Below are 19,783 nucleotides of genomic sequence, written 5' to 3'. Positions count from 1 at the left end.
ACGATGATGGAGATTACGATACTGCTTGTAGACGACGAAGCGATTGATTTGGAATGGCTGCAAGTCAGAGTCATCAATAGCGGAATTGCAGGTTTAAGTACGGTAAGAACGGCAAAGAGCGGATTCGCCGCGTTAGCGATATTAAAGCAGGAGAAAGTAGACATCATCTTGACGGATATCCAGATGCCCATTATGTCCGGACTCGAATTTGCGCGACAAGCAAAGGAGCTCCAGCCTGATGTCAGCATTGTAATCATCAGCGGCCACGAAGATTTCCACTATGCGAAGGAAGCGATTAAGCTCACAGCTTATGCCTATTTAATCAAGCCCGTGGATGATGGGGATCTGGTGGCAACCTTGTCCGGTTTATGCGAGAAGCTGTGGGAAGAGCGGCGCAAACGTTCCACCGTGATGGAGGCGCTCCCTTACGTACAACGGGAATTGCTTCTTCGCTGGTTTCGAGCGGTGTCTCCCGGAACGGCCGAGCGGCGGATAGCGGATTATCTTGCCCCTTATCTGGCCAAAGGGGTTTCTACCGCATTAATCGAATCGGATGAATTTGACCGCTATGCAAAGGATCTGACGATTGAACAGCGGCGGGAACTGTGGCAGAACGTGGAGGCATTCCTGAGATCCTTCGTTCAGGAAGAGGAGCTCGGTGAATTCATAACCGGATTCGATAACCGGTTCGTGCTGCTTACGCCAAATGAGGGGAATAACGATCTCGCGCTTGAACGATTGATTCAAGCGTTCCAAGCGGAATTCCCGTTTACGATTACGATCGGCACCGGAGACCGTGCATTTGGCGAGGAAGAACTCCATGATTCATATCGACAAGCCGAGGCGGCATTAAGCATTAAGTGGATCATGGGCAGAAATCGCGTCATCCGCAATGCATCGTCCATGTCGCCGGGCAAGCCGGCCGGCGCAAGCGTGGTCAAGCTTGTGGACGAGATGCTGCAAGCCATTCTAGACTACGATCTGGTGAAGATCGATGATTGCCTGCTTGCTCTATTCTGGCAGGACCATGGGCAGCTTCGCAAGAGCGAGGCGTATGACCTCATCGTACGCATAACGTCCAAGCTGCACAGCGATTTGCAGCTGCTCAATGAGAGTTTGTACGAGCTGCTAAACTGGGATGCCAACCAACCGAATGAATTATTCGAATTCGAGACGATGAACGATCTCGTATCGTGGTTGAGAAGGCGGTTCTTCGAGCTGTCCGAGCTGTTGGTTACGAAACGTCGGAAGCAAGATCGCAAGCTGATCGCGGATATTATCCGCTACATGGAGGAGCATCTGGTCAGCAAGGTCACGCTCAAGGAGGTTGCCGCACACTTTCATTTTACGCCGAACTATCTTGGCTTTCTCTTTAAAGCGGAGACCGGAATGGCATTTAGCGACTACCTGAACGATACCCGAATCAAGCAAGCTCGCATGATGTTAGGCGATCCGAAGCTGAAGGTGTATGAAATCGCAGAGCGGGTCGGGTACAAGAACGTCATCTATTTCAACCGCATGTTCAAACAAGCCTTCGGCATGACGCCGGGCGAATATCGGAAAATGATAAAAGTTTAGTCACGATCGTAGATTTGTATTAGTTTTAGTTGCACGGCTTGCTTATGTCGAATCCTGCGAATTTCTTATAATGGAGCCAGACATAAGAAAGGAGCAGAGCATAGTGGCAGAAAGAAGAACTACCTTCTGGCGCGACCTTGTGAAATACAGGATGTTGCTGTTCATGATAGCACCGACAGTACTGTTGTTTCTGTTATTCTCGTACGTGCCGATGGCGGGAATCATGATCGCGTTTAAACAGCTGAATTACACGGGCGGTGTGTTCGGAAGTCCGTGGGTCGGGTTCGATAACTTCAAATTTTTCTTCGAATCCGGAGATGCTTGGCGAGTAACCAGGAATACGGCCTTATACAACATTGGCTTTATGGCAATCGGTAATGTACTGCAGATGACGGCAGCCATCCTGTTGTTTGAGGTCGGAGGTAAATGGTTCCGGAAAATCATTCAATCGGCGCTTTTCCTGCCCTATTTCATTTCGTGGGTCGTCGTCGGTTCCATTGCTTACAATTTGTTCAGTTACGATTTCGGAACGATAAACAGCGTGCTGACTTCACTTGGATTGGAACGGATCGATATCTACAATACGCCGGTATATTGGTCGTATATCTTGTTATTCTTCCATACATGGAAAGTGCTTGGTTATGGAACGGTCATGTACTTGGCTGCGATTACAAGCATAGATACGGAGATGTACGAAGCGGCAGAAATCGATGGAGCTAACGTGTTCCAGCGGATTATGAAAGTGACGGTACCGAACTTGCTTCCGACTTTCATCATTCTCATGCTGCTCGCAGTAGGGAATATATTCCGCGGCGACTTTGGGATGTTCTACAACATGGTCGGGAATAATGGCATGTTATTCTCTGCAACGGACGTCATCGACACATTTGTCTTCCGTATGCTCATCAATACGAATGACTTCGGCATGTCTTCGGCAGCAGGCGTATACCAATCGGTGCTTGGATTTATCACGATCTTAGCGGTGAATTATGCCGTGCGCAAATATGACAAGGATCGTGCTTTATTCTAAATCGAGAGGAACTTGCCTTATGAAAGAGACAATCGTAAGTCGGGGCAGTCAGAAGGATCGGCTCCTTCTTGCCATCATCGCATTCGGATCATTGACGATCCTGGCACTGATTTGCATTCTGCCATTCGTGCTCGTGCTTTCATCATCTTTATCTGACGAAGACTCCATTCGCATGAATGGGTATACATTGATTCCGAAAGTGTTCTCCCTGGAAGCCTATCGCATCATCTTCGAATTTCCGGATGACATCATCAGGGCTTACGGCGTTACGCTTATTGTAACCATTATCGGTACGGTTCTAGGTTTGTTCTTGACCGCGATGACTGCTTATGTGCTCTGCCGCAAGGATTTCAAGTGGCGCAACTATTTCGCGTTTTACTTCTTCTTCACGACGCTGTTCAGCGGAGGGCTCGTCCCCTGGTACTTGTTAATCGTGAATTATCTGGACATGAAGAACACGCTCGCTGCATTGATCCTGCCGTCGCTCGTGAATGTCTTCTATATCATCGTCATGCGATCGTTCCTTTCAGGTATCCCCGATGCGATTACGGAATCCGCCAAAATCGACGGGGCCGGAGATTTCCGAATATTCACAACTTTCATTCTTCCTCTATCCAAACCGGCTCTGGCTACAGTAGGTCTATTCCTCGCGCTTGGCCACTGGAACGACTGGTATAGCGCGTTATTGTTCATCTCCGACGATAAGTTAATGCCGCTGCAATATTATCTGTATCAAATGCTCGGCAACCTTGAAGGCATGCGAACGGCCATGCTGGGAGCCGGCGGAGATATCGCAGTCGATATCCCGGGCGAAAGCTTGAAGATGGCGATGACTGTCGTGGCATGCGGTCCGATATTGTTCGCGTACCCGTTCATTCAGAAATATTTTGTGCAGGGTCTCACGATTGGCGCAGTCAAGGGATAAACACAGGAAATCCTGGTTTATTATAAAGCTTTCAATCATTCATACGAATTAGGGGGAAGGCACGAAGATGAAGAAACAGAACATGAAGAAAAAACTGAGTTTTACGTTGACCGGCGTATTAGCAGCTTCCATGATTTTAAGCGCATGCGGAAGCACGACAAACGATTCATCCACGAACACGGGGAATAACACTGGGAATAATGCAGGAGCGGGAAACACGGCAAGCAATAATGCCGGCAGCGATACGATCGACACAAGTGAGGCCGTCAAGCTGAATATGGTCATGCTCGGACCGAAACCGGCTGATTATGACCAAGTTTTCGGCGAGATTAACAAGCAGCTTGCGTCCAAAGTAAACGCGACAATCGATGCAGAGTTCCTTGACTGGTCGGACTGGTCTCAGAAATATCCGTTGAAATTCGCTGCGGGTGAAGATTTCGATCTTATCTATACCTCCAACTGGGCGCAGTACAATGCGCAAGCCGTTAAAGGCGGGTTCCTTGAACTGACGGACGAACTGTTGTCCAAATACATGCCTCTGACATCGGCTGCGATGCCGAAAGTCAAATGGGATCAAGCGCGCATTAACGGCAAGGTGTATATGGTACCGCAGAACCAAAGCAAAGAGTTTACGGATAAGCTGATTCTGTACCGTGAAGATCTTCTTGAGAAATATAAGCTTGCGCCAATTGACAGCCCGGAAACTTACAAGGCCTACTTGGAAACCATTGCTAAGAATGAAAAAGGAATGACGCCATATGGAGTGGAATCCAGCAACAGCAAACTCCATAATCTGGATACGCTCCTCCTGAAACAGAAGAATAACTGGAACATTCTCCAGGATCTGCCGCTTGCTTTCAAAGTGGATGATGTCAAAGGACAAGTCTTCAACGTTTACGATACGCCTGAGTTTAAGGATCTGCTGGCTTACTATAAGGATCTTGCCGACAACGGCGGTTGGTCGCGTAACGCACTGACGAACAAGAGCAGCACGACGGACGACTTCAAGTCAGGCAAAGTAGCATCGATGTCCCATAACGTTACTGCACTTGGCGGCATTATGGCTCAGGTTAATAAAGATCATCCGGATTGGAAAGTGGCGCTGGCAGATCTTTCTCCTGCTAGCAAAAAAACGGCCGCGATTTCCACGCAGAACGGTATTGCCGTTCATGCTTCTTCCAAACATCCGGAACGCGCGCTTATGGTGCTTGATTTGCTTCAGAACGATAAGACACTTCATGACTTGATCATGTATGGAATTGCCGGGACGAACTATGAGCCTAACGGCGATGACAAATTTACGAAGACAGATAAATACGGCAATTTCAACACGTTCTCGAACTGGGCATGGAATTCTCCGCTTAACCGTATTGACACGACTTACCCGCAAGCTGCACAAGATGTCGAGAACAAATGGATCGGTCAAGTATTCCACTACCCGCTCGAAACTTTCGTCTTCGACAACTCGAAGGTGCTGAACGAAGTCACGAACGTAGGAAATGTGATGCTGCGCTACGGAACACCACTTGAATACGGTCTCATCCAAGATACGGATAAAGGTCTTGCGAACTTGCAACAACAGCTGAAGGCAGCTGGCATCGATAAAATTCAAGCAGAACTGCAAAGTCAAATCGACGCTTTCTTGGCTGCACAGAGCCAAGGCTAGGATGATATTCAAACAGGATGCAGAGCGGATTGTGCTTTGCATCCTGTTTGAATTTTCGAAAAGACAGAGGAGTGGGAAGAGTTGCATTCTCATATACGCTGCAAGGGAGGAAGGATTGAGCATTGGCTAATTCACGATTTGTTCGAAAACGTCCGGTGGGCATGTCATGGGGGCAGGGGACCGGGATAATCTGGCATCCTGCCGAGGTAGAAACGCATTATGAGCATCCTTATCAGTCTTTCTGTTATTTCCGCAAAACCTTTGAGTTAGCAGAGGATAGCCTGACATCAGGTAAGCTGAAGATATTCGCAGATTCCAGATACATTCTTTATGTGAACGGCAGGTATGCGGGGAGAGGACCTTGCAGGAGCGATCCCCGCTGGCAGTATGTGGACGAAATCGAGGTATCGGGACTGCTCCGGAGCGGGCTTAACACCATTGCCGTCATGGTGTTGTATTATGGCTACGGTACCGGCCAGTCCATCGACCGTATTCCTGCCTTGGTGGCGGAGTTGCAGGTAGCTGCCAATGGGAAAGAGCCGTTGCTCATCGGGACAGATGCCACCTGGTCCTGCCGCAAATCCGATGCTTACGATAGCGGAGCTCCCCGAGTCAATGGCTGTCAAGGGCCGGTTGAGATCTTTGATGCCAGAGAAGAATTGCAAGGATGGCAGCTTCCGGATTTCATTGAAGAGGATTGGCAGCAAGCTAAGCAGCGGGGAATCGGACTATCGCCTTTCTGGAATTTTATCGAGCGACCCATACCGTTAATGGAAGAGAACGAAATCGATGCTCTCAGGTTGGTAAGCCGGGGCAGCGTCCGTAAGTCGGCCGAACCCTTGGAAAGACTGCACCTGACTATAATAGAAGAAACGAATGCCATTGAAGTGTCGGAAGTGACTTCTGAGCCGTTTGATATTTGGTCGCAGCCATCAGATCCGGATCATGCGGAGATCCTGACCTATGACTTCGGGCGGATAGAGCCGGGCTACTTGCAGCTTGACGTAACGGGAACTTCAGGTACCATCGTGGATGTTGTATATGCCGAAGAGTTGTGGAATGGCAAAGCCTATCTAAACGTCAATAATAACCGTTCCATGGATCGGTTTATTCTGCAGGAAGGCCGGCAACAAGTTGAGGTTCGCTTTGGCTGGAAGGCAGGCCGGTATATGCAATTGAGGATAAGGCATGCGGATGACCGCTCTATTATCCTGCACCGCGTCGGATTGCGGACTCGCAGATATCCGGTCGAACGTCCGGCTGCTTTCCGATGCAGCGATGAACGGCTGCAGCAGATATGGGACATTTCCGAGCATACGATTCGGATCTGCATGCAGGATGCTTTCGTCGATTCTCCAAGCCGCGAACAGCAGCAGTGGATGGGGGACGGGCGTTGGCAGGGCATTTATCAGACCTATTATTCCGGGGATGGAAGATTGCATCGCAAGCTGCTGGAGCAGATCGGCCAGTCGCAGGATTGGCAGGGGATGACCGCGCAGCGTTATCCGGACGGCCATCATAATTATCCGCCCATTCCATCCTTCTGTCTTCATTGGGTCAGCTCGTTTGGTGAGTACGTGTCCGCTTATGAAGATGATGGCCTGCTGGCCCAGTGGTGGCCTAACATCGTCCAGGCTCTCCGCTGGTTTTCCGGCTTCGAGAATGAAGAGGGTCTGCTCGAGAATGTACCGTACTGGGCTTATATCGACGCCGGCGAAGCCCCTCTTGGCCGATGGCCGGACGTAGAACGCGGAGGCATCGTATCGGCACTTAACCTTCTTTATTTAGAAGCCATTCAGCTTATGGTAAACTACGCGGCACTTCTCGGAGATCATGAGGCGCTTGCGTATTACAGCGAAACTGCCGGCCGACTGGCAGCAAGCATCCGGAATAAACTGTGGGTTCCTGAATGGAATGCCTACATGGAATGTCTGGTTGACGGACAACCAAGCAGCCAGTTCAGCGAATCAGCCAACGCATTGGCCATACTTGTACTGCATGAGGCCGGGGAAGAACGAAGCGAAGCGATTTACCGTAGTGTATTCGCGCCGGATGCTGAAGGAAAGGCCATTAAAGCGAGTCCTTTTTTTATGATGGTTGTCTACCGAGCTATGCTGAAGATGAAACGGGAAGATCGAATGCTGGAGCTTGTAAGGGAGAGATACGGCAGCATGTTGGATGCCGGCGCGACTTCGGTCTGGGAATGGTGGGATCTATTCTATCGGGATGAACACTCCGCAGAGATCTCTTTTAGTTCCGCTTGCCATGCATGGGGCAGTATGCCGGTCATGTTGTTCCTTCATTCTATCGTTGGTATACAGCCTCTGGAAGCCCATAACCGGTCGCTTCGGATTCAGCCCCGTTTATTAGGCGAACTGAATTGGGCAGAAGGGTCCATTCCCACCTTAGGAGGTCCTTTGCAAGTACGAATAGAACGCCAACCGGAAATGCCGGAGGTCGCGCGTATAAATTTATCCGTACCGGAAGGAGTGACGGCTCTCTGCGGGGATTCATCGTATGGTCCCGGTGATCACGTCGTGCTGAATTGGCCGTTATACTAGCAACTAATGACATCGGGTTGCGTACACAACGTCAAGAAGTTCGACAACACCGGTGAAGATCTGGAAGACCTCATCTCGATCGGTACGATCGGGCTTATTAAAGCGATTGAAAGCTTCCAGACAGGAAAAGGGACGAAGCTCGCGACATTTGCGGCTCGTTGTATCGAGAATGAAATTTTGATGCATTTGCGGTCATTGAAGAAGACGCGTAAGGATGTGTCCCTCCACGATCCGATCGGAACGGATAAGGAAGGCAACGAAATCACCTTGATCGATATCCTCGGCACGGAAGCCGATGATGTTGCGGAGAAAGTGCAACTCAAAATCGAGAAGAGCAAGATTTATAAAAATTTAGATATATTGGATGACCGCGAGAAGGAAGTCGTCGTCGGCCGATTCGGCCTGATCGCAGGCGGCGAGGAACGGACGCAGCGGGAAATTGCGAAGGAGCTCGGCATCTCGCGTTCGTATGTGTCGCGCATCGAGAAGCGGGCGCTGATGAAGCTGTATCATGAGTTTTATAAGGCGAAGAAGTAATAAGGGATACAAGCACAAAAGATAAGGCGTTAATGCCAATATAAACAGCCACCGCTGAATGACTTATTCGGCGGTGGCTGTTTTGTTGTCGGGGAATCGCTGACAGGAAGTGCGGAAAAGTCAGTCAACGGATTACAGTAGTCGGGGCAGATGAAACGATTTTATAATGAACCTGACTCGGTGGTATGACATGCCGCCTTTTCTTTGTTTTCTTAGGACTGAATAATAGCTTAGGCAACATTTGTCGAATTAGCTTCGTTGAATAAATGAAAGTGCGATTAGTTGAATCACCTTTACATTGAACTACGGAGTTGATCCTATGTCATTAAAAACCAGATACATGGTGCTCACATCCCTGCTGCTGGGATTGACTGTTATTTGCTGTGTATTGATCATCCAAACCTATCATGCTCGCATGCCGCTGGTCGGACGATTGTTCTATGGAGCGGGGAGTGCCGCTGGTAACCGTGATTTAAGGCCGGGCCAGAATGAACCTCATGGCGAGTATTATAAGGATCGCGTGATTGTACTCATGTATCACGAAGTCATGAAGAATCCGCACAACGATGCCGGAGCGCTATCGATAAGCAAGTTTGAGCGCCAGCTTGAATTAATGAAGGCCAACAATTTTCACTGGATAACGATGGATCAGTACCGCGGATTTATTTTGCGGGGAGACCCGGTTCCGGATAATGCGGTACTGCTCACGTTCGACGACGGTTATGAATCCTTCTATCAGGATGTCTATCCGGTTCTGAGCAAGTATGAGGCACCGGCGACCAACTTTCTAATCGTCAACACGATTGGCAACCCTCGTCACGTCGGGGTTTCCAAGCTGAATTGGGACCAGGTAAAGGAGATGAGCCGGACCGGCATTTCATTTTACAGTCACTCGTTTGATTCTCATCGCTATGTGCCCACGGATGCGAAGGGCAAGCATCGGATTGCTGCGTTGACCGGACCTATTTACTTGAAAGATAAGGGCAGAAGGGAGACGAAGGAGGAATATAAGGAGCGGATAAAAGCCGATTTAGAGCAAGCGAATACCATATTGGAGCAGAAGCTTGGCACCTCGAACCATGTGCTCGCTTTCCCGTACGGAGCGTTCTCCAAGCCATTGCTCGATATTTGCGCGCAGCTGGGCATTGATGTGACGCTGACTGTAAAAGATGGTCTCGACAGCCCCCGCCAGAGCAACGGTTTCCGTCTTAACGCCGGAGGCGCGCAGAATGATCCCGATCTGCAGGTGGCGCTGATGAAGCAAGCGGAGCAGCGGCTTGGCCATGCCCGCTTCGACCGCGCGCCGGAGCGTAAACGCGAGGCGTTATGGACATTGGCCGCGATGATGATCGTCGCCGCGTTGTTGGCGGAATCGGCGTTCAAGCTGCGGCAGGAGAAGAGGCGCATGAGCAATGGTTGGTGAGATGGACCGTACGGGAGCGAGTATGAGGTGGTGGCAAACATGGAAACCCGGTGTCGTGGATGAGGACGCGGTGGGAGATGCGAGCGGATGGAGGAGCTGGGCAAGCACCAGAGACATGATTTGCCCAATGCTGCATGCCGTAATAAGCATGTTCGAAATTCTAACGAATCGTACGGGCCTTATTTGGCCGGAATTCTGGGCTTTGAAATTCTAACGAACCACGGCGGCCTTATTTCAGGAAAAATCGCTCAAAACGACCCATTCGCAGCCAGATAAGACCGCTACGGTTCGTTAGATTTATTTTGCTGGTGTTATCGTCAAAATAAGACCTGTACGGTTCGTTAGAGCGTTCTGTATGCCTGGTGCCGCTGCTACTCGTCTAGAACGAAACATACGCTTGCGTATTGCGAAGCAGGTACGAACGATCCCAAAGATACCGTTTATCCTCATTCTGCAATACAGCCGGTTCAGGATTCCCGTTCAGCTTCAATAGCGCTGATGCAACGAGCTCGGACCTTACGGGTCCCCAAGAATCCGTCTTGCTCTGAACGTAGCTGAAGCTCTCGAGCAACGTCTGCTCCTTCATCCGCTGAAGCGGGGAAGCCCACATGACCAAGTCACAATTGAGACTCTTGCGTGGGAGGGCAAACTCCGCCAGCCCGACTGCTCCCGTTGTCGTGGTAATCGCAACTAAACCACAGAAATAATCGCGGCCATGGCCGGGCTGCAGCTTCTCTGCAAGCTCGCTTTCGAATTGAAAACATTCAATACGGCTAATTTTGCACTGCTGCATAAACTCGAGCGAATAGCCAATGACCGAATTTCTCAAATTGAGCAAAGCAATCAGCTGGGGCAGCGTATCCCGTTGATACTCGGCCGATTCATCTATCGTCGTATGGTCAGGAATCGTGTTTAGCATCATGATCCTCCTTCGCAGATTGGTTTGCGTTCGAGCCAATGCTTCGAATGCAGCATTCTGCGTTACATAAGTGTTGTAGTTTATAGAAAACAAAAATGACCTCCTCTGGAATCAGAGAAGGTCATAGGAATGTAATGTCATTGATCCTCGCTCTTATCTCCCAGATTCGCTTAATTAAGCGTTCCGCAAGAATTAGCACCGTGCATCCCATTGATTATGACGATAAGCATTCGCCAGTTACAAAGGTTTGTCGGTTGCCGGGTATCATCGGGCTTGTCCCTCCACCTACTCTTGATAAGAAAAAACATATTAAATTTTTACCATTATGCTACATAAACAGGCTTGATGTCAAGGGATACTTCATTTGGCGGCGTCTCCATTTAAGGTATAATAAGTTAATAGACTCGTCATGAAGGAAGGGGCTCAGCAGCTATGAAATATCGTTATCTCGGAAGAAGCGGGCTGGAAGTATCCGTATTAGGATTGGGAACCAATGCATTCGGGAAACGTGCCGATCAGAATACATCGATACGGATTATCCATCACGCCATGGATAAGGGCATTAATTTTATAGATACGGCTAATATTTATGCAGGCACAGAATCGGAACGAATCATAGGGTTGGCATTAGAGGGGAAACGGGACCAAGCCGTGCTGGCTACGAAGGCGGGGTTAGTGAGTGGCGCAGGTCCGAATGCTAGAGGATCCTCTCGCCGCCACCTCATGCAAGAGCTGGAGAATAGCTTGAAACGTCTCCGAACCGACTACGTCGACCTGTATCAAATTCACACCTTCGATCCGAACACGCCGCTCGAAGAAACGTTAAGTGCGCTCGAAGATATGGTTCGTTCAGGGAAGGTTCGCTATATCGGCGCTTCCAACTATGCAGCATGGGAGCTGATGAAGGCGTTCGGGATTAGCGATTCTAAAGGAACTGCGCGGTTTGTTTCCACTCAGACCAGCTACTCCCTTGCAGATCGGACACCTGAGCAAGAGCTTGTCCCGGTGTGCTTGGATCAAGGCGTAGGCATCATTCCGTATTTCCCACTGGCGGGCGGTATTCTGACCGGCAAATATGGCTTAACGGCTGAAGAAGCACCGACAAGCTCCAGAGTGATTACGGACCCGAGCTTTATTCGCTTCTTAGACGAACGCCGAGTTACGTTGGGGCAACAGGTAAGCAGCCTCGCGGCTGACAGCGGACATAGTGCGAGTGCAATGTCGCTGGCTTGGCTTATGGATAAGCCCGCAATCTCGACTGTCATTGTCGGTGCGACACGAGTCGAGCAGCTCGAAGATAATTTGAACAGCGTAGAAATGAATCTCGGCTCGGAATTGACGGATACGCTGAATGAATGGAGTGACGCATTCCGTTTCGGCAAACCGTTCGCGCTCTACCGATTACCTTAAGGAAAAGGACAGTCTCCAATCATCCGACGGATCTGGCGATACAGAGGCTGTCCTTCTTTGTCAATCTGCTATATCGTCCGCGACAGCTTCCTGAACTGCATGGCAGACATCCCTTCCCAGCGTCTGAAAATACGGCTGAAATAGTGGAAATCCTCATAGCCGACCGCCCCTGAAATCCACTCGATCGTCTGATCCGTTTCCCGCAGAAGCCGTTTGGCTTCCTGATGGCGCACCGTCTGCACGAATTTATTGGGACCGACACCCATCATCGCTTTAAACTGCCGGCTCATATAATCTTCGTGGACGAGCAGAAACTTCGCCATATCCGTGCTCGACCAGCGACGGCTGCAGTCGTTGCGAATCTCTTGTACCAGCTCGAGCAGACGCTTCTCATATTTCGGATGCGGCGTGCCTCGTCCTTCGTTCTGCTGACGGAGCAGCAATCCGATCAGTTGGATCATCAGCCCTTTGCACACACTGTCGTAATCCTGCTGCCGATCATTCCATTCTTGAATGACATTTTCAAACAGGGAGATGATTCTCGGCGACACGTTCGTCAGCAGTGATTCGGTTATGATCGGTCGATCTGCCCCCAAATAAGGCATGTCGCTGAATGCATCCGGGTCCGGATTGTACTCATCGGCGATGATGGTATGACTATTAGCCGCGCCATCGAAAAAGTCAAAATGGATGCCGAGCAGCTCCGCATGCGGCGCTGTCAGCACTTCAATTCGATGATGCTGCCAAGGTGCCAAGATGAGCAGACTGCCAGCACGAGCCTCTATGAGCTCACCTTCGATCGTAGCCCTGATCTCACCATGCTTCACATAAATGAGCTGAAAATCATAGATTCGACGGCTCCACCTGAAATCCGGAGTACGGCAATGCTGCCGCGCCCAATGAATAACAGGAGAAATGTCCCGCAAAGTGGTTTGCCTAATTCGAGGAAATAGAACGTTGTCCAATTGTTCAGCACCGCCTTGTACGCCGAGTTCGGAAAAGTCCAAAAAACGATCACCTTTATGTAAAGCCTTCCAGATACTGAAATGGTAACATGTAAGCGCATTCCTTAACAAGGATGAAAGGACCAGGTGATCTCCAGATGAATAGCAGCCATAGTCAATTATTTCAATTAACAGGTAAAGTTGCTTTACTTACAGGCGGGACCGGCGGACTTGGTATTGTGATGGCACAAACCTTGGCACAAGCAGGGGCAGCAGTCGTCATTACAAGTCGTTCGGAGGAGAAAGCAGCTGCGATTGCCAAGCAACTATCTATCGATACAGGCAGTGAAATCACAGGAATGGCAGCAGAGCTAACGGATGCCGACCAGGTAGAGCGGCTGGTGCAAGCCGTTAAGGAGCGCTTCGGACGCATCGATATTCTAATTAACAATGCCGGAGTCAACGTTCGCAAGCCGATCGAAAGCTACGACGAAACAAGCTGGGATCTGGTGATGGGCACCAATTTGAAAGCTCCGTACCTGTGCATCCGCGCCGTTACACCGCTCATGAAAGAGCAGCAATCCGGTCGCATTATTAACGTAGCCTCGATGCTGGGGATGGTTGGACTGCCGGAGAGAAGTGCCTACTGCGCGAGTAAGGGCGGCGTCATTCAGTTAACCAAGGTGCTGGCACTAGAGCTTGCCCCCTTCAACATTACCGTGAACGCGCTATGTCCCGGACCGATCGCGACCGAGCTCAACACGGTTGTGATGAACAATCCCGAGGCAAATCGTTTCTTTGTAGATCAAATTGCGCTGGGTCGGTGGGGGAGACCGGACGAAATTGCGGGTCCGACTTTATTCCTCGCCTCAGATGCATCCAGCTTCATGACAGGCTCTACGTTAACGGTCGACGGCGGTTGGACGGCCAAATAACCGGGCTTCATCTCCTAGCTGAATAGCTGGATACGAAAGGGTGATCGGGATGCGTTTTGGCTTATCTGTATTTGGCACGACTTATGCAATGGGATTGCACCCACGTGCAGGAAGGCCGAAGATTTCGGCGGAAGGGGTCATTAACCTAGCGCTGCAAAATGGCCTTCAAGGCGTCGAGCTGCCCCTCTCGATGCTGGCAGACTGCGACCACAGAGCTATAGCAAGCAAAGTCGAGGCGAATCAGCTTTATATCACGATCGCTTCTGATGGCTTCGACGCGGCACGGCTAGGTGAGGCTTTCGATACGGCAAAGTCCGTGGGAGCAAAAGTAGTACGAACGGTGGCAGGCGGAGCGAAGTTCGGCGGAGATCGCCGTCACTTAGTCGGGAAGTGGCAGTCATTCCTGGAGGAGGCACGCGCCGGTCTTACTGCAGCGACTGCTCTGGCGGAAGAAGCAGGCGTCATTCTGGCGCTGGAGAATCATCAGGATCTCTGCTCCGAAGAGCTGATTTGGCTGTGTGAGTCCATTGCATCGCCGAACTTCGGATTAACGCTGGATACCGGCAACCCGCTTGCTACCGCAGAGGAGCCGGTCGAATTTGCCAAACGAATCTCTCCTTATCTCAAACATGTCCACTTGAAGGATTATTGGATTTATCCGAGTGCGGAAGGCTACATGCTCGTCCGTTGTCCGATTGGACAGGGAGCGGTGGACTTTCCTGCGCTGATGGAGGTTTTTCGCGCCAGCCAAGCAGCGCAGACGCTGTGCATGTCCATCGAAATCGGAGCATTGGAAGCGAGGCATACCAGGGTCCTTGCGGATGATTATTGGCCGGAATACCCGAATCGATCCGCCAGAGAGCTGGCGGAGCTCCTTCGTTGTGTCCAGCGCAATGCCAGGCCGACAGCGGATTGGCGTACGCCGCATGAACGGGGCGAATCGGCGGCGATCATTGCAGCCTATGAGCAGTCACAGCTCATGTCGAGCATCGCATATGTACAGCAGCTGATGAACAGCTGGAACACTTCGAGACCAGAGGAGGAGGCATTCTCATGATCATCGATTTACAAGGAAAAGTAGCCATCGTTACCGGTGCGGGCAGAGGAATTGGACGTCATATCGCACTGACGCTTGCGAAGGAAGGCGTCATTACGATTGGAACAGATATTAAGCAAGAGCTGCTCGATGACCTGGCTCTGCAATTTGCGGAGGAACAGCTTAACGGAGCGCAATTCATCTGTGATGTGCGAGATTCGGCAAGAATCGCTGAGGTTGTGGAGGAGGTACGGAGCCGATTTGGGCGAATAGATATCTTAATCAACAATGCCGGAGTGGCCAGCGGCGGCACTGTTGAGCTGCTCAAGGAAGACATTTGGGACGCCAATATGGATATTAATTTGAAGGGCACCTTCCTGATGTGTCAAGCAGTAGTCCCGATTATGAAAGCACAAGGCTCAGGCCGCATCTTAAACGCTGCTTCCTTCGCTGCCATCGTACCGTCTTACGGCAGTGCTGCTTATGCATCATCCAAAGCGGCTGTAAAACAGTTCACACGGGTGCTTGCAGGCGAGCTTGGCCCTTACGACATTACCGTGAATTGTTATTCGCCGGGGATGATTCCGACGGAGATGAACCATTTTGCCGAGCAGCCGGAGGAGCGGCAGCAACGGCTCCTAGATACGCTAACACTTCGGCGCTGGGGCAGCAAGGAAGATGTTGCGAACCTGATCTGTTTCCTCGCCTCTAACCTTGCCGGTTACATTACCGGTACGATGATCGATGTGAGCGGCGGCAAATTCGCGACGCAGATTCCGAGTATCGCCTATGAGGCGGCGCGGAAGGATGCGCTGCGGACATGACGGCGCCGCTCATTACGTTTGAAGGGAAGACGGTCGTAGTCACAGGCGGGGCGAAAGGCATTGGCCGTGCGATAGTTAAGCGATTCCTAGCGTGTGGGGCAAGGGTCGTCATTGCCGATTACGACGAGAGCGGTGCAGAGACGGCGAGGCAGCTTGCGGATACGGGAGATGAGGTTCATTTTATCCGCTGCGATGTTTCCAAGCGGAGTGAAGTGCAGTCGCTCGTTGCCGAGTCGATCCGCCAATTCGGCGGTTCAATTGATGTGCTCGTCAACAATGCCGGGATTTTCCCAAGAGCAGATCTACTGGATACGGATGAAGCGTTCTGGGATAACGTGCTCGGCATTAATCTCAAAGGCGCCTATATGCTGTGCCAAGCCGTCGTGCCGGGCATGATCGAACGGGGCAGCGGCGTCATTATCAATATTGGCTCCAATCACGCGACAGCAGGCGAGCCGGCTACGATGGCTTATGCGGTTTCCAAAGGCGGCATCGTCACGTTGACGCGAAATCTCGCAAAGGCGTTTGTGAAGCACGGCATTCGAGTGAACTGTGTGCAGCCGGGCTGGGTGGCCTCGGAGGGCGAGGTCGCAAGGTGGAAAGCGAACGGAATGGATGAGGAGCAAATGGCCGCATTAGCCGGGCGATTGCAAACCGGCGAGGATATCGCGGATGCCGTCTTGTTTATGGCGTCCGGCATGAGCAAGCAGATTAACGGCCAAGTGCTCATTGTGGACGGTGGAATTACTTTAAAGTAACTTGTCGAGCATGCGGCTGGCCGAAAATGAATGCGGGGAGGAATTGAATTTATGCGTTATCGCAACATACCGGGAACACCTTTAAACGCTGCCGTCATCTGTATGGGGACAGCCGGATTTGGCGGCGGAATGCCGCGCGAGGATGCATTCCGCCTGTTTGATCTTTACGTCGAACAGGGCGGAAATTTTATTGATACAGCGCTTGTATATGACGACTGGCTCGGACGGGAGAGAAGCTTGACCGAAATCCGGATCGGTGAATGGCTGAAGGAACGAGGTCATCGCGAGCAGCTCATTCTGGCAACGAAAGGCGCGCATCCTGAGCTTGCAACGATGCACATCCCTAGGCTAGGACGAGCTGACATCGAAGCGGATATCGCCAGAAGCTTGCGCCAGCTGCAGACCGATTATATCGATCTCTATTGGCTTCATCGCGACGATGCGAGCGTCCCTGTTGATGAGATCATGGAGACGCTGCATGACGAAGTGAAAGCCGGCCGCATCCGCAGCATCGGTTGCTCCAACTGGACGGTGGAGCGGATCAAGCAAGCCCAAAGTTATGCTGCCGATCATGGCTTGACGCCATTTGCTGCAAGTCAGCCGCTTTGGAATTTAGCCGTATGCACGCCTGGCTCAGTCGGAGATCCGACACTCGTGGTGATGAGTGATGCGGATCGGAATTATTTTGCGGAGACGGGGATGACCGTAATTCCGTATTCTTCGCAAGCGAACGGCTTCTTCAGCGGTCGCTATGCACGGGGCAAGGATGCAGGCACGCAAGGCAGTGCGGCCGGCGTGCAGAAGATGTATTTCAACGACGCCAGCTTTGACCGGCTGGAGCGTGTACAGCAGCTGGCATCGGAGCTCGAAACGACCAGCACCGTTATAGCGCTGTCGTATTTAACCTCGCAGCCGTTCCCGGTGTTCCCGATTATCGGCGCTTCGAAGCCGTCATATGTGCTGGATAGCTGCGCTGCAAGCGAGGTTACGCTCACACCGGCGCAATTGCGATTCTTGGAGACGGGCTCCTACGTTTCCGTATAGTAATGGAGAAAGGCTTGCACCCTACAGTACAGGGATGCAGGTCTTTCTTGCTTTTCACGCAACGCTGCGCTCGATATAATAGATTCATGTGTACTCGTGGAAGCGAAAGCGAAAGTGAAGGAGTGACTTACAGTATGACAGCATCGGCTTATTTGGAATCGGCGAATGGCGTTTTTCCATCGGTCTGCTCATTGGATTGTCCCGATCAGTGCGGACTTCTTGTTCATAAAGAGAACGGTCGAATTGTGAAGATAGAAGGTGATCCCAAGCATCCGGTTACGCAAGGGGCGATTTGTAATAAAGTTCGGAATATGACGGAACGCATCTACGATAAGGATCGTTTGCAATATCCACTTAAGCGCGTCGGTCCCAAGGGGAGCGGGCAGTTTGAACGCATTACCTGGGAGGAAGCAATCGGTACCATAACGTCGCAGTGGAAGAATACGATTGCAGCCGAAGGGCCGGAAGCGATACTGCCTTATAGCTTCTATGGCAACATGGGCCGAATTGGAACAGAAGGTTTGGGCCGCCGATTCTTTAACCGGATGGGTGCGAGCAAGCTGATTTATTCGATCTGCGAGGCTGCTGGTACAGAGGGCTACGGCTATACGATGGGTGGCAGCTACGGTACAGATCCAGAGGAAACCGTCCATGCGAAGCTCATTATCATGTGGGGTATCAATGCCGTAAGCACGAATATGCATCAAGTGACGATTGCCGAGAAGGCGCGCAAGAACGGTGCGACTGTTGTCGTGATTGACGTACATCGCAATCGGACAGCGAAGTGGGCTGATTGGTTCATCCCGGTTATGCCGGGTACGGATGCTGCGCTGGCGCTGGGAATTATGCATATTTTGTTCGCTGAGAAGCTTACGGATGAGTCGTTCATGGAGCAGTTTACGATAGGCCATGAGCAGCTTCGTGAACATGTGCAAACGTACACGCCGGAGATCGTCTCCTCGATTACAGGCGTGCCGGTCGATGATCTCTATAAGCTGGCTCGGATGTATGGAGGCAGTGAAGCCGCGTTTATCCGTATCGGCAACGGTCCGCAGCATCATGATAACGGCGGCATGACAACTCGAGCGATTGCCTGTCTGCCTGCAGTAACAGGTCAATGGCTGAAGCGGGGCGGCGGCGCGATCAAAGGAAATGGCGGCTATCTGGCGCTGAATAAGTCCGCGCTCGAACGACCGGATCTGCGGGCTAACAGCGGGGCTCGCGAAGTGAATATGAATCTGCTGGGCAGCGTGCTGATGGATTCGGAACAGCCGCCGATCTCCTCTTTGTACGTGTTTAACTCGAATCCAGCTCTCGTTGCGCCGAGTGCAACCAAAGTAAGAGAAGGCCTCATGCGCGAGGATCTGTTTACGGTCGTGCATGATTTGTTCCTGACCGAGACGGCTGCTTATGCGGATATTGTGCTGCCGGCTACGTCCAACTTAGAGAATACCGATCTGTACCTGTCCTATTGGCATCATTATGTGCACCTGCAGCAGCCGGTTGCAGCGCCATATGGGGAAAGTAAGTCAAATTCCGAGGTGTTCCGGCTTCTTGCGGCGGCGATGGGATATGAAGAAGAAGCGCTTCAGGATTCGGATGAAGCCATGATCGAGCAGGCACTGAACAACCCGAATAATCCGAATTTGGCCGAAATTTCTCTGCAGAGACTACAGGAGCACGGTGCGATGAAAGCCAATGTAAAGCCGCTATTCCCGGGCAAGCTGCGGACGCCGAGCGGCCGGATCGAGCTCTACTCTGCGGCGATGGAACGCAAAGGCTACCCGCCAATGCCGACGTACACGCCGCTTGTAGAGGACGGTCCATACCCGTTCCTGTTCATACCGACGGCTAACCATAATTTTTTGAATTCGACGTTCTCCAATAACGAGAAACATATCGCGATGGAGAAGACACCTAAGCTCTACATGAACCGAGCGGATGCTGAAGCTCGGGGCATCGAAGACGGCGATGTGTTACGCGTCTGGAATGATCGCGCCAGCTGCGAGCTGACAGCGGCAGTAGGTGATGATGTGCTCGCAGGTGTCGTTGTCAGCCAGGGGTTATGGGCAGACGGGATTGGTAGCGGCAAGGCAATGGTCAATGCACTGACCCCAGACCGGGTGGCAGATATGGGGAGAGGGGCAACCTTCTTCTCCGGACGTGTGCAAGTCGACAAACAGTAATGAGGTG

The 19,783-nt window shown here is 51.3% G+C and carries 17 protein-coding genes and 1 riboswitch; of the genes, 15 read left to right on the top strand and 2 right to left on the bottom strand.

Features of this window, described 5'->3' with window-relative positions; translation table 11 throughout:
• The first annotated feature begins 3 nt into the window (after window positions 1–3).
• The 8 genes from AC0YN4_RS28720 to AC0YN4_RS28685 all read left to right on the top strand — a co-directional run bounded on the left by AC0YN4_RS28720 (window position 4) and on the right by AC0YN4_RS28685 (window position 9,934).
• Entirely contained in the window at window positions 4–1,578 is a 1,575-nt protein-coding gene (locus AC0YN4_RS28720) for a response regulator transcription factor (RefSeq protein WP_475837367.1), read from the top strand.
• A 151-nt stretch (window positions 1,579–1,729) separates the two neighbouring features.
• Window positions 1,730–2,608: an ABC transporter permease gene (locus tag AC0YN4_RS28715; RefSeq protein WP_475780064.1), complete on the top strand. Its 879-nt coding sequence runs from the start codon at window positions 1,730–1,732 to the stop codon at window positions 2,606–2,608.
• 19 nt (window positions 2,609–2,627) lie between these two features.
• On the top strand, window positions 2,628–3,533 hold the full coding sequence (locus AC0YN4_RS28710; protein ID WP_475837366.1) for a carbohydrate ABC transporter permease: 906 nt from the start codon (window positions 2,628–2,630) through the stop codon (window positions 3,531–3,533).
• A 67-nt stretch (window positions 3,534–3,600) separates the two neighbouring features.
• Window positions 3,601–5,199, top strand: coding sequence for an ABC transporter substrate-binding protein (locus AC0YN4_RS28705; protein WP_475779085.1), 1,599 nt, complete (start codon window positions 3,601–3,603; stop codon window positions 5,197–5,199).
• A gap of 122 nt (window positions 5,200–5,321) precedes the next feature.
• Window positions 5,322–7,760, top strand: coding sequence for a family 78 glycoside hydrolase catalytic domain (locus AC0YN4_RS28700; protein WP_475837365.1), 2,439 nt, complete (start codon window positions 5,322–5,324; stop codon window positions 7,758–7,760).
• Between the two features lie 6 nt (window positions 7,761–7,766).
• Window positions 7,767–8,297: an RNA polymerase sporulation sigma factor SigK gene (sigK, locus tag AC0YN4_RS28695; protein ID WP_475779087.1), complete on the top strand. Its 531-nt coding sequence runs from the start codon at window positions 7,767–7,769 to the stop codon at window positions 8,295–8,297.
• 340 nt (window positions 8,298–8,637) lie between these two features.
• Window positions 8,638–9,720, top strand: a complete 1,083-nt coding sequence (locus tag AC0YN4_RS28690; RefSeq protein WP_475837364.1) for a polysaccharide deacetylase family protein — start codon at window positions 8,638–8,640, stop codon at window positions 9,718–9,720.
• Complete coding sequence (locus AC0YN4_RS28685) at window positions 9,710–9,934, top strand: hypothetical protein (RefSeq protein WP_475779089.1); 225 nt, start codon at window positions 9,710–9,712, stop codon at window positions 9,932–9,934. The genes AC0YN4_RS28690 and AC0YN4_RS28685 overlap by 11 nt, the downstream gene beginning before the upstream one ends.
• 165 nt (window positions 9,935–10,099) lie before the next feature.
• Here the strand turns inward: AC0YN4_RS28685 and AC0YN4_RS28680 are convergent, their stop codons facing one another.
• On the bottom strand, window positions 10,100–10,732 hold the full coding sequence (locus AC0YN4_RS28680; RefSeq protein ID WP_475779090.1) for a hypothetical protein: 633 nt from the start codon (window positions 10,730–10,732) through the stop codon (window positions 10,100–10,102).
• Window positions 10,733–10,789: 57 nt separating this feature from the next.
• Window positions 10,790–10,940: riboswitch (SAM riboswitch) on the bottom strand.
• A gap of 131 nt (window positions 10,941–11,071) precedes the next feature.
• On the opposite strand from AC0YN4_RS28680, the gene AC0YN4_RS28675 reads away from it, so the two are divergent.
• The gene (locus AC0YN4_RS28675; protein WP_475837363.1) at window positions 11,072–12,049 is read left to right on the top strand and encodes an aldo/keto reductase; all 978 of its coding nucleotides are present in this window, start codon (window positions 11,072–11,074) and stop codon (window positions 12,047–12,049) included.
• Window positions 12,050–12,117: 68 nt separating this feature from the next.
• Here AC0YN4_RS28675 and AC0YN4_RS28670 read toward each other — a convergent pair whose 3' ends face one another.
• Entirely contained in the window at window positions 12,118–13,056 is a 939-nt protein-coding gene (locus AC0YN4_RS28670; protein WP_475837362.1) for a helix-turn-helix transcriptional regulator, read from the bottom strand.
• Between the two features lie 95 nt (window positions 13,057–13,151).
• Between AC0YN4_RS28670 and AC0YN4_RS28665 the strand changes: the two genes are divergently transcribed.
• From AC0YN4_RS28665 to AC0YN4_RS28640, 6 genes are all read left to right on the top strand, one after another.
• A complete protein-coding gene (locus AC0YN4_RS28665) occupies window positions 13,152–13,928 on the top strand; it encodes an SDR family NAD(P)-dependent oxidoreductase (protein ID WP_475779093.1) in 777 nt (258 codons plus the stop codon).
• 49 nt (window positions 13,929–13,977) lie between these two features.
• Entirely contained in the window at window positions 13,978–14,985 is a 1,008-nt protein-coding gene (locus AC0YN4_RS28660; RefSeq protein ID WP_475779094.1) for a sugar phosphate isomerase/epimerase family protein, read from the top strand.
• Window positions 14,982–15,788 (top strand): SDR family NAD(P)-dependent oxidoreductase, encoded by an 807-nt coding sequence (locus tag AC0YN4_RS28655; RefSeq protein ID WP_475779095.1) that lies wholly within the window; start codon window positions 14,982–14,984, stop codon window positions 15,786–15,788. The genes AC0YN4_RS28660 and AC0YN4_RS28655 overlap by 4 nt, the downstream gene beginning before the upstream one ends.
• Entirely contained in the window at window positions 15,785–16,546 is a 762-nt protein-coding gene (locus tag AC0YN4_RS28650) for an SDR family NAD(P)-dependent oxidoreductase (protein ID WP_475779096.1), read from the top strand. The genes AC0YN4_RS28655 and AC0YN4_RS28650 overlap by 4 nt, the downstream gene beginning before the upstream one ends.
• A 51-nt stretch (window positions 16,547–16,597) precedes the next feature.
• Window positions 16,598–17,590 carry an aldo/keto reductase gene (locus AC0YN4_RS28645; RefSeq protein WP_475837361.1) on the top strand — a complete coding sequence of 331 codons (993 nt, stop codon included), beginning with the start codon at window positions 16,598–16,600 and terminating at the stop codon, window positions 17,588–17,590.
• Between the two features lie 134 nt (window positions 17,591–17,724).
• The gene (locus AC0YN4_RS28640; protein ID WP_475837360.1) at window positions 17,725–19,776 is read left to right on the top strand and encodes a molybdopterin-containing oxidoreductase family protein; all 2,052 of its coding nucleotides are present in this window, start codon (window positions 17,725–17,727) and stop codon (window positions 19,774–19,776) included.
• The last annotated feature ends 7 nt before the right edge of the window (window positions 19,777–19,783 follow it).

The sequence above is a fragment of the Paenibacillus sp. J22R3 genome (assembly GCF_056269305.1).
Note: the sequence above shows the minus strand (reverse complement) of the source record. Positions and strands in the feature narration are given on the sequence as shown.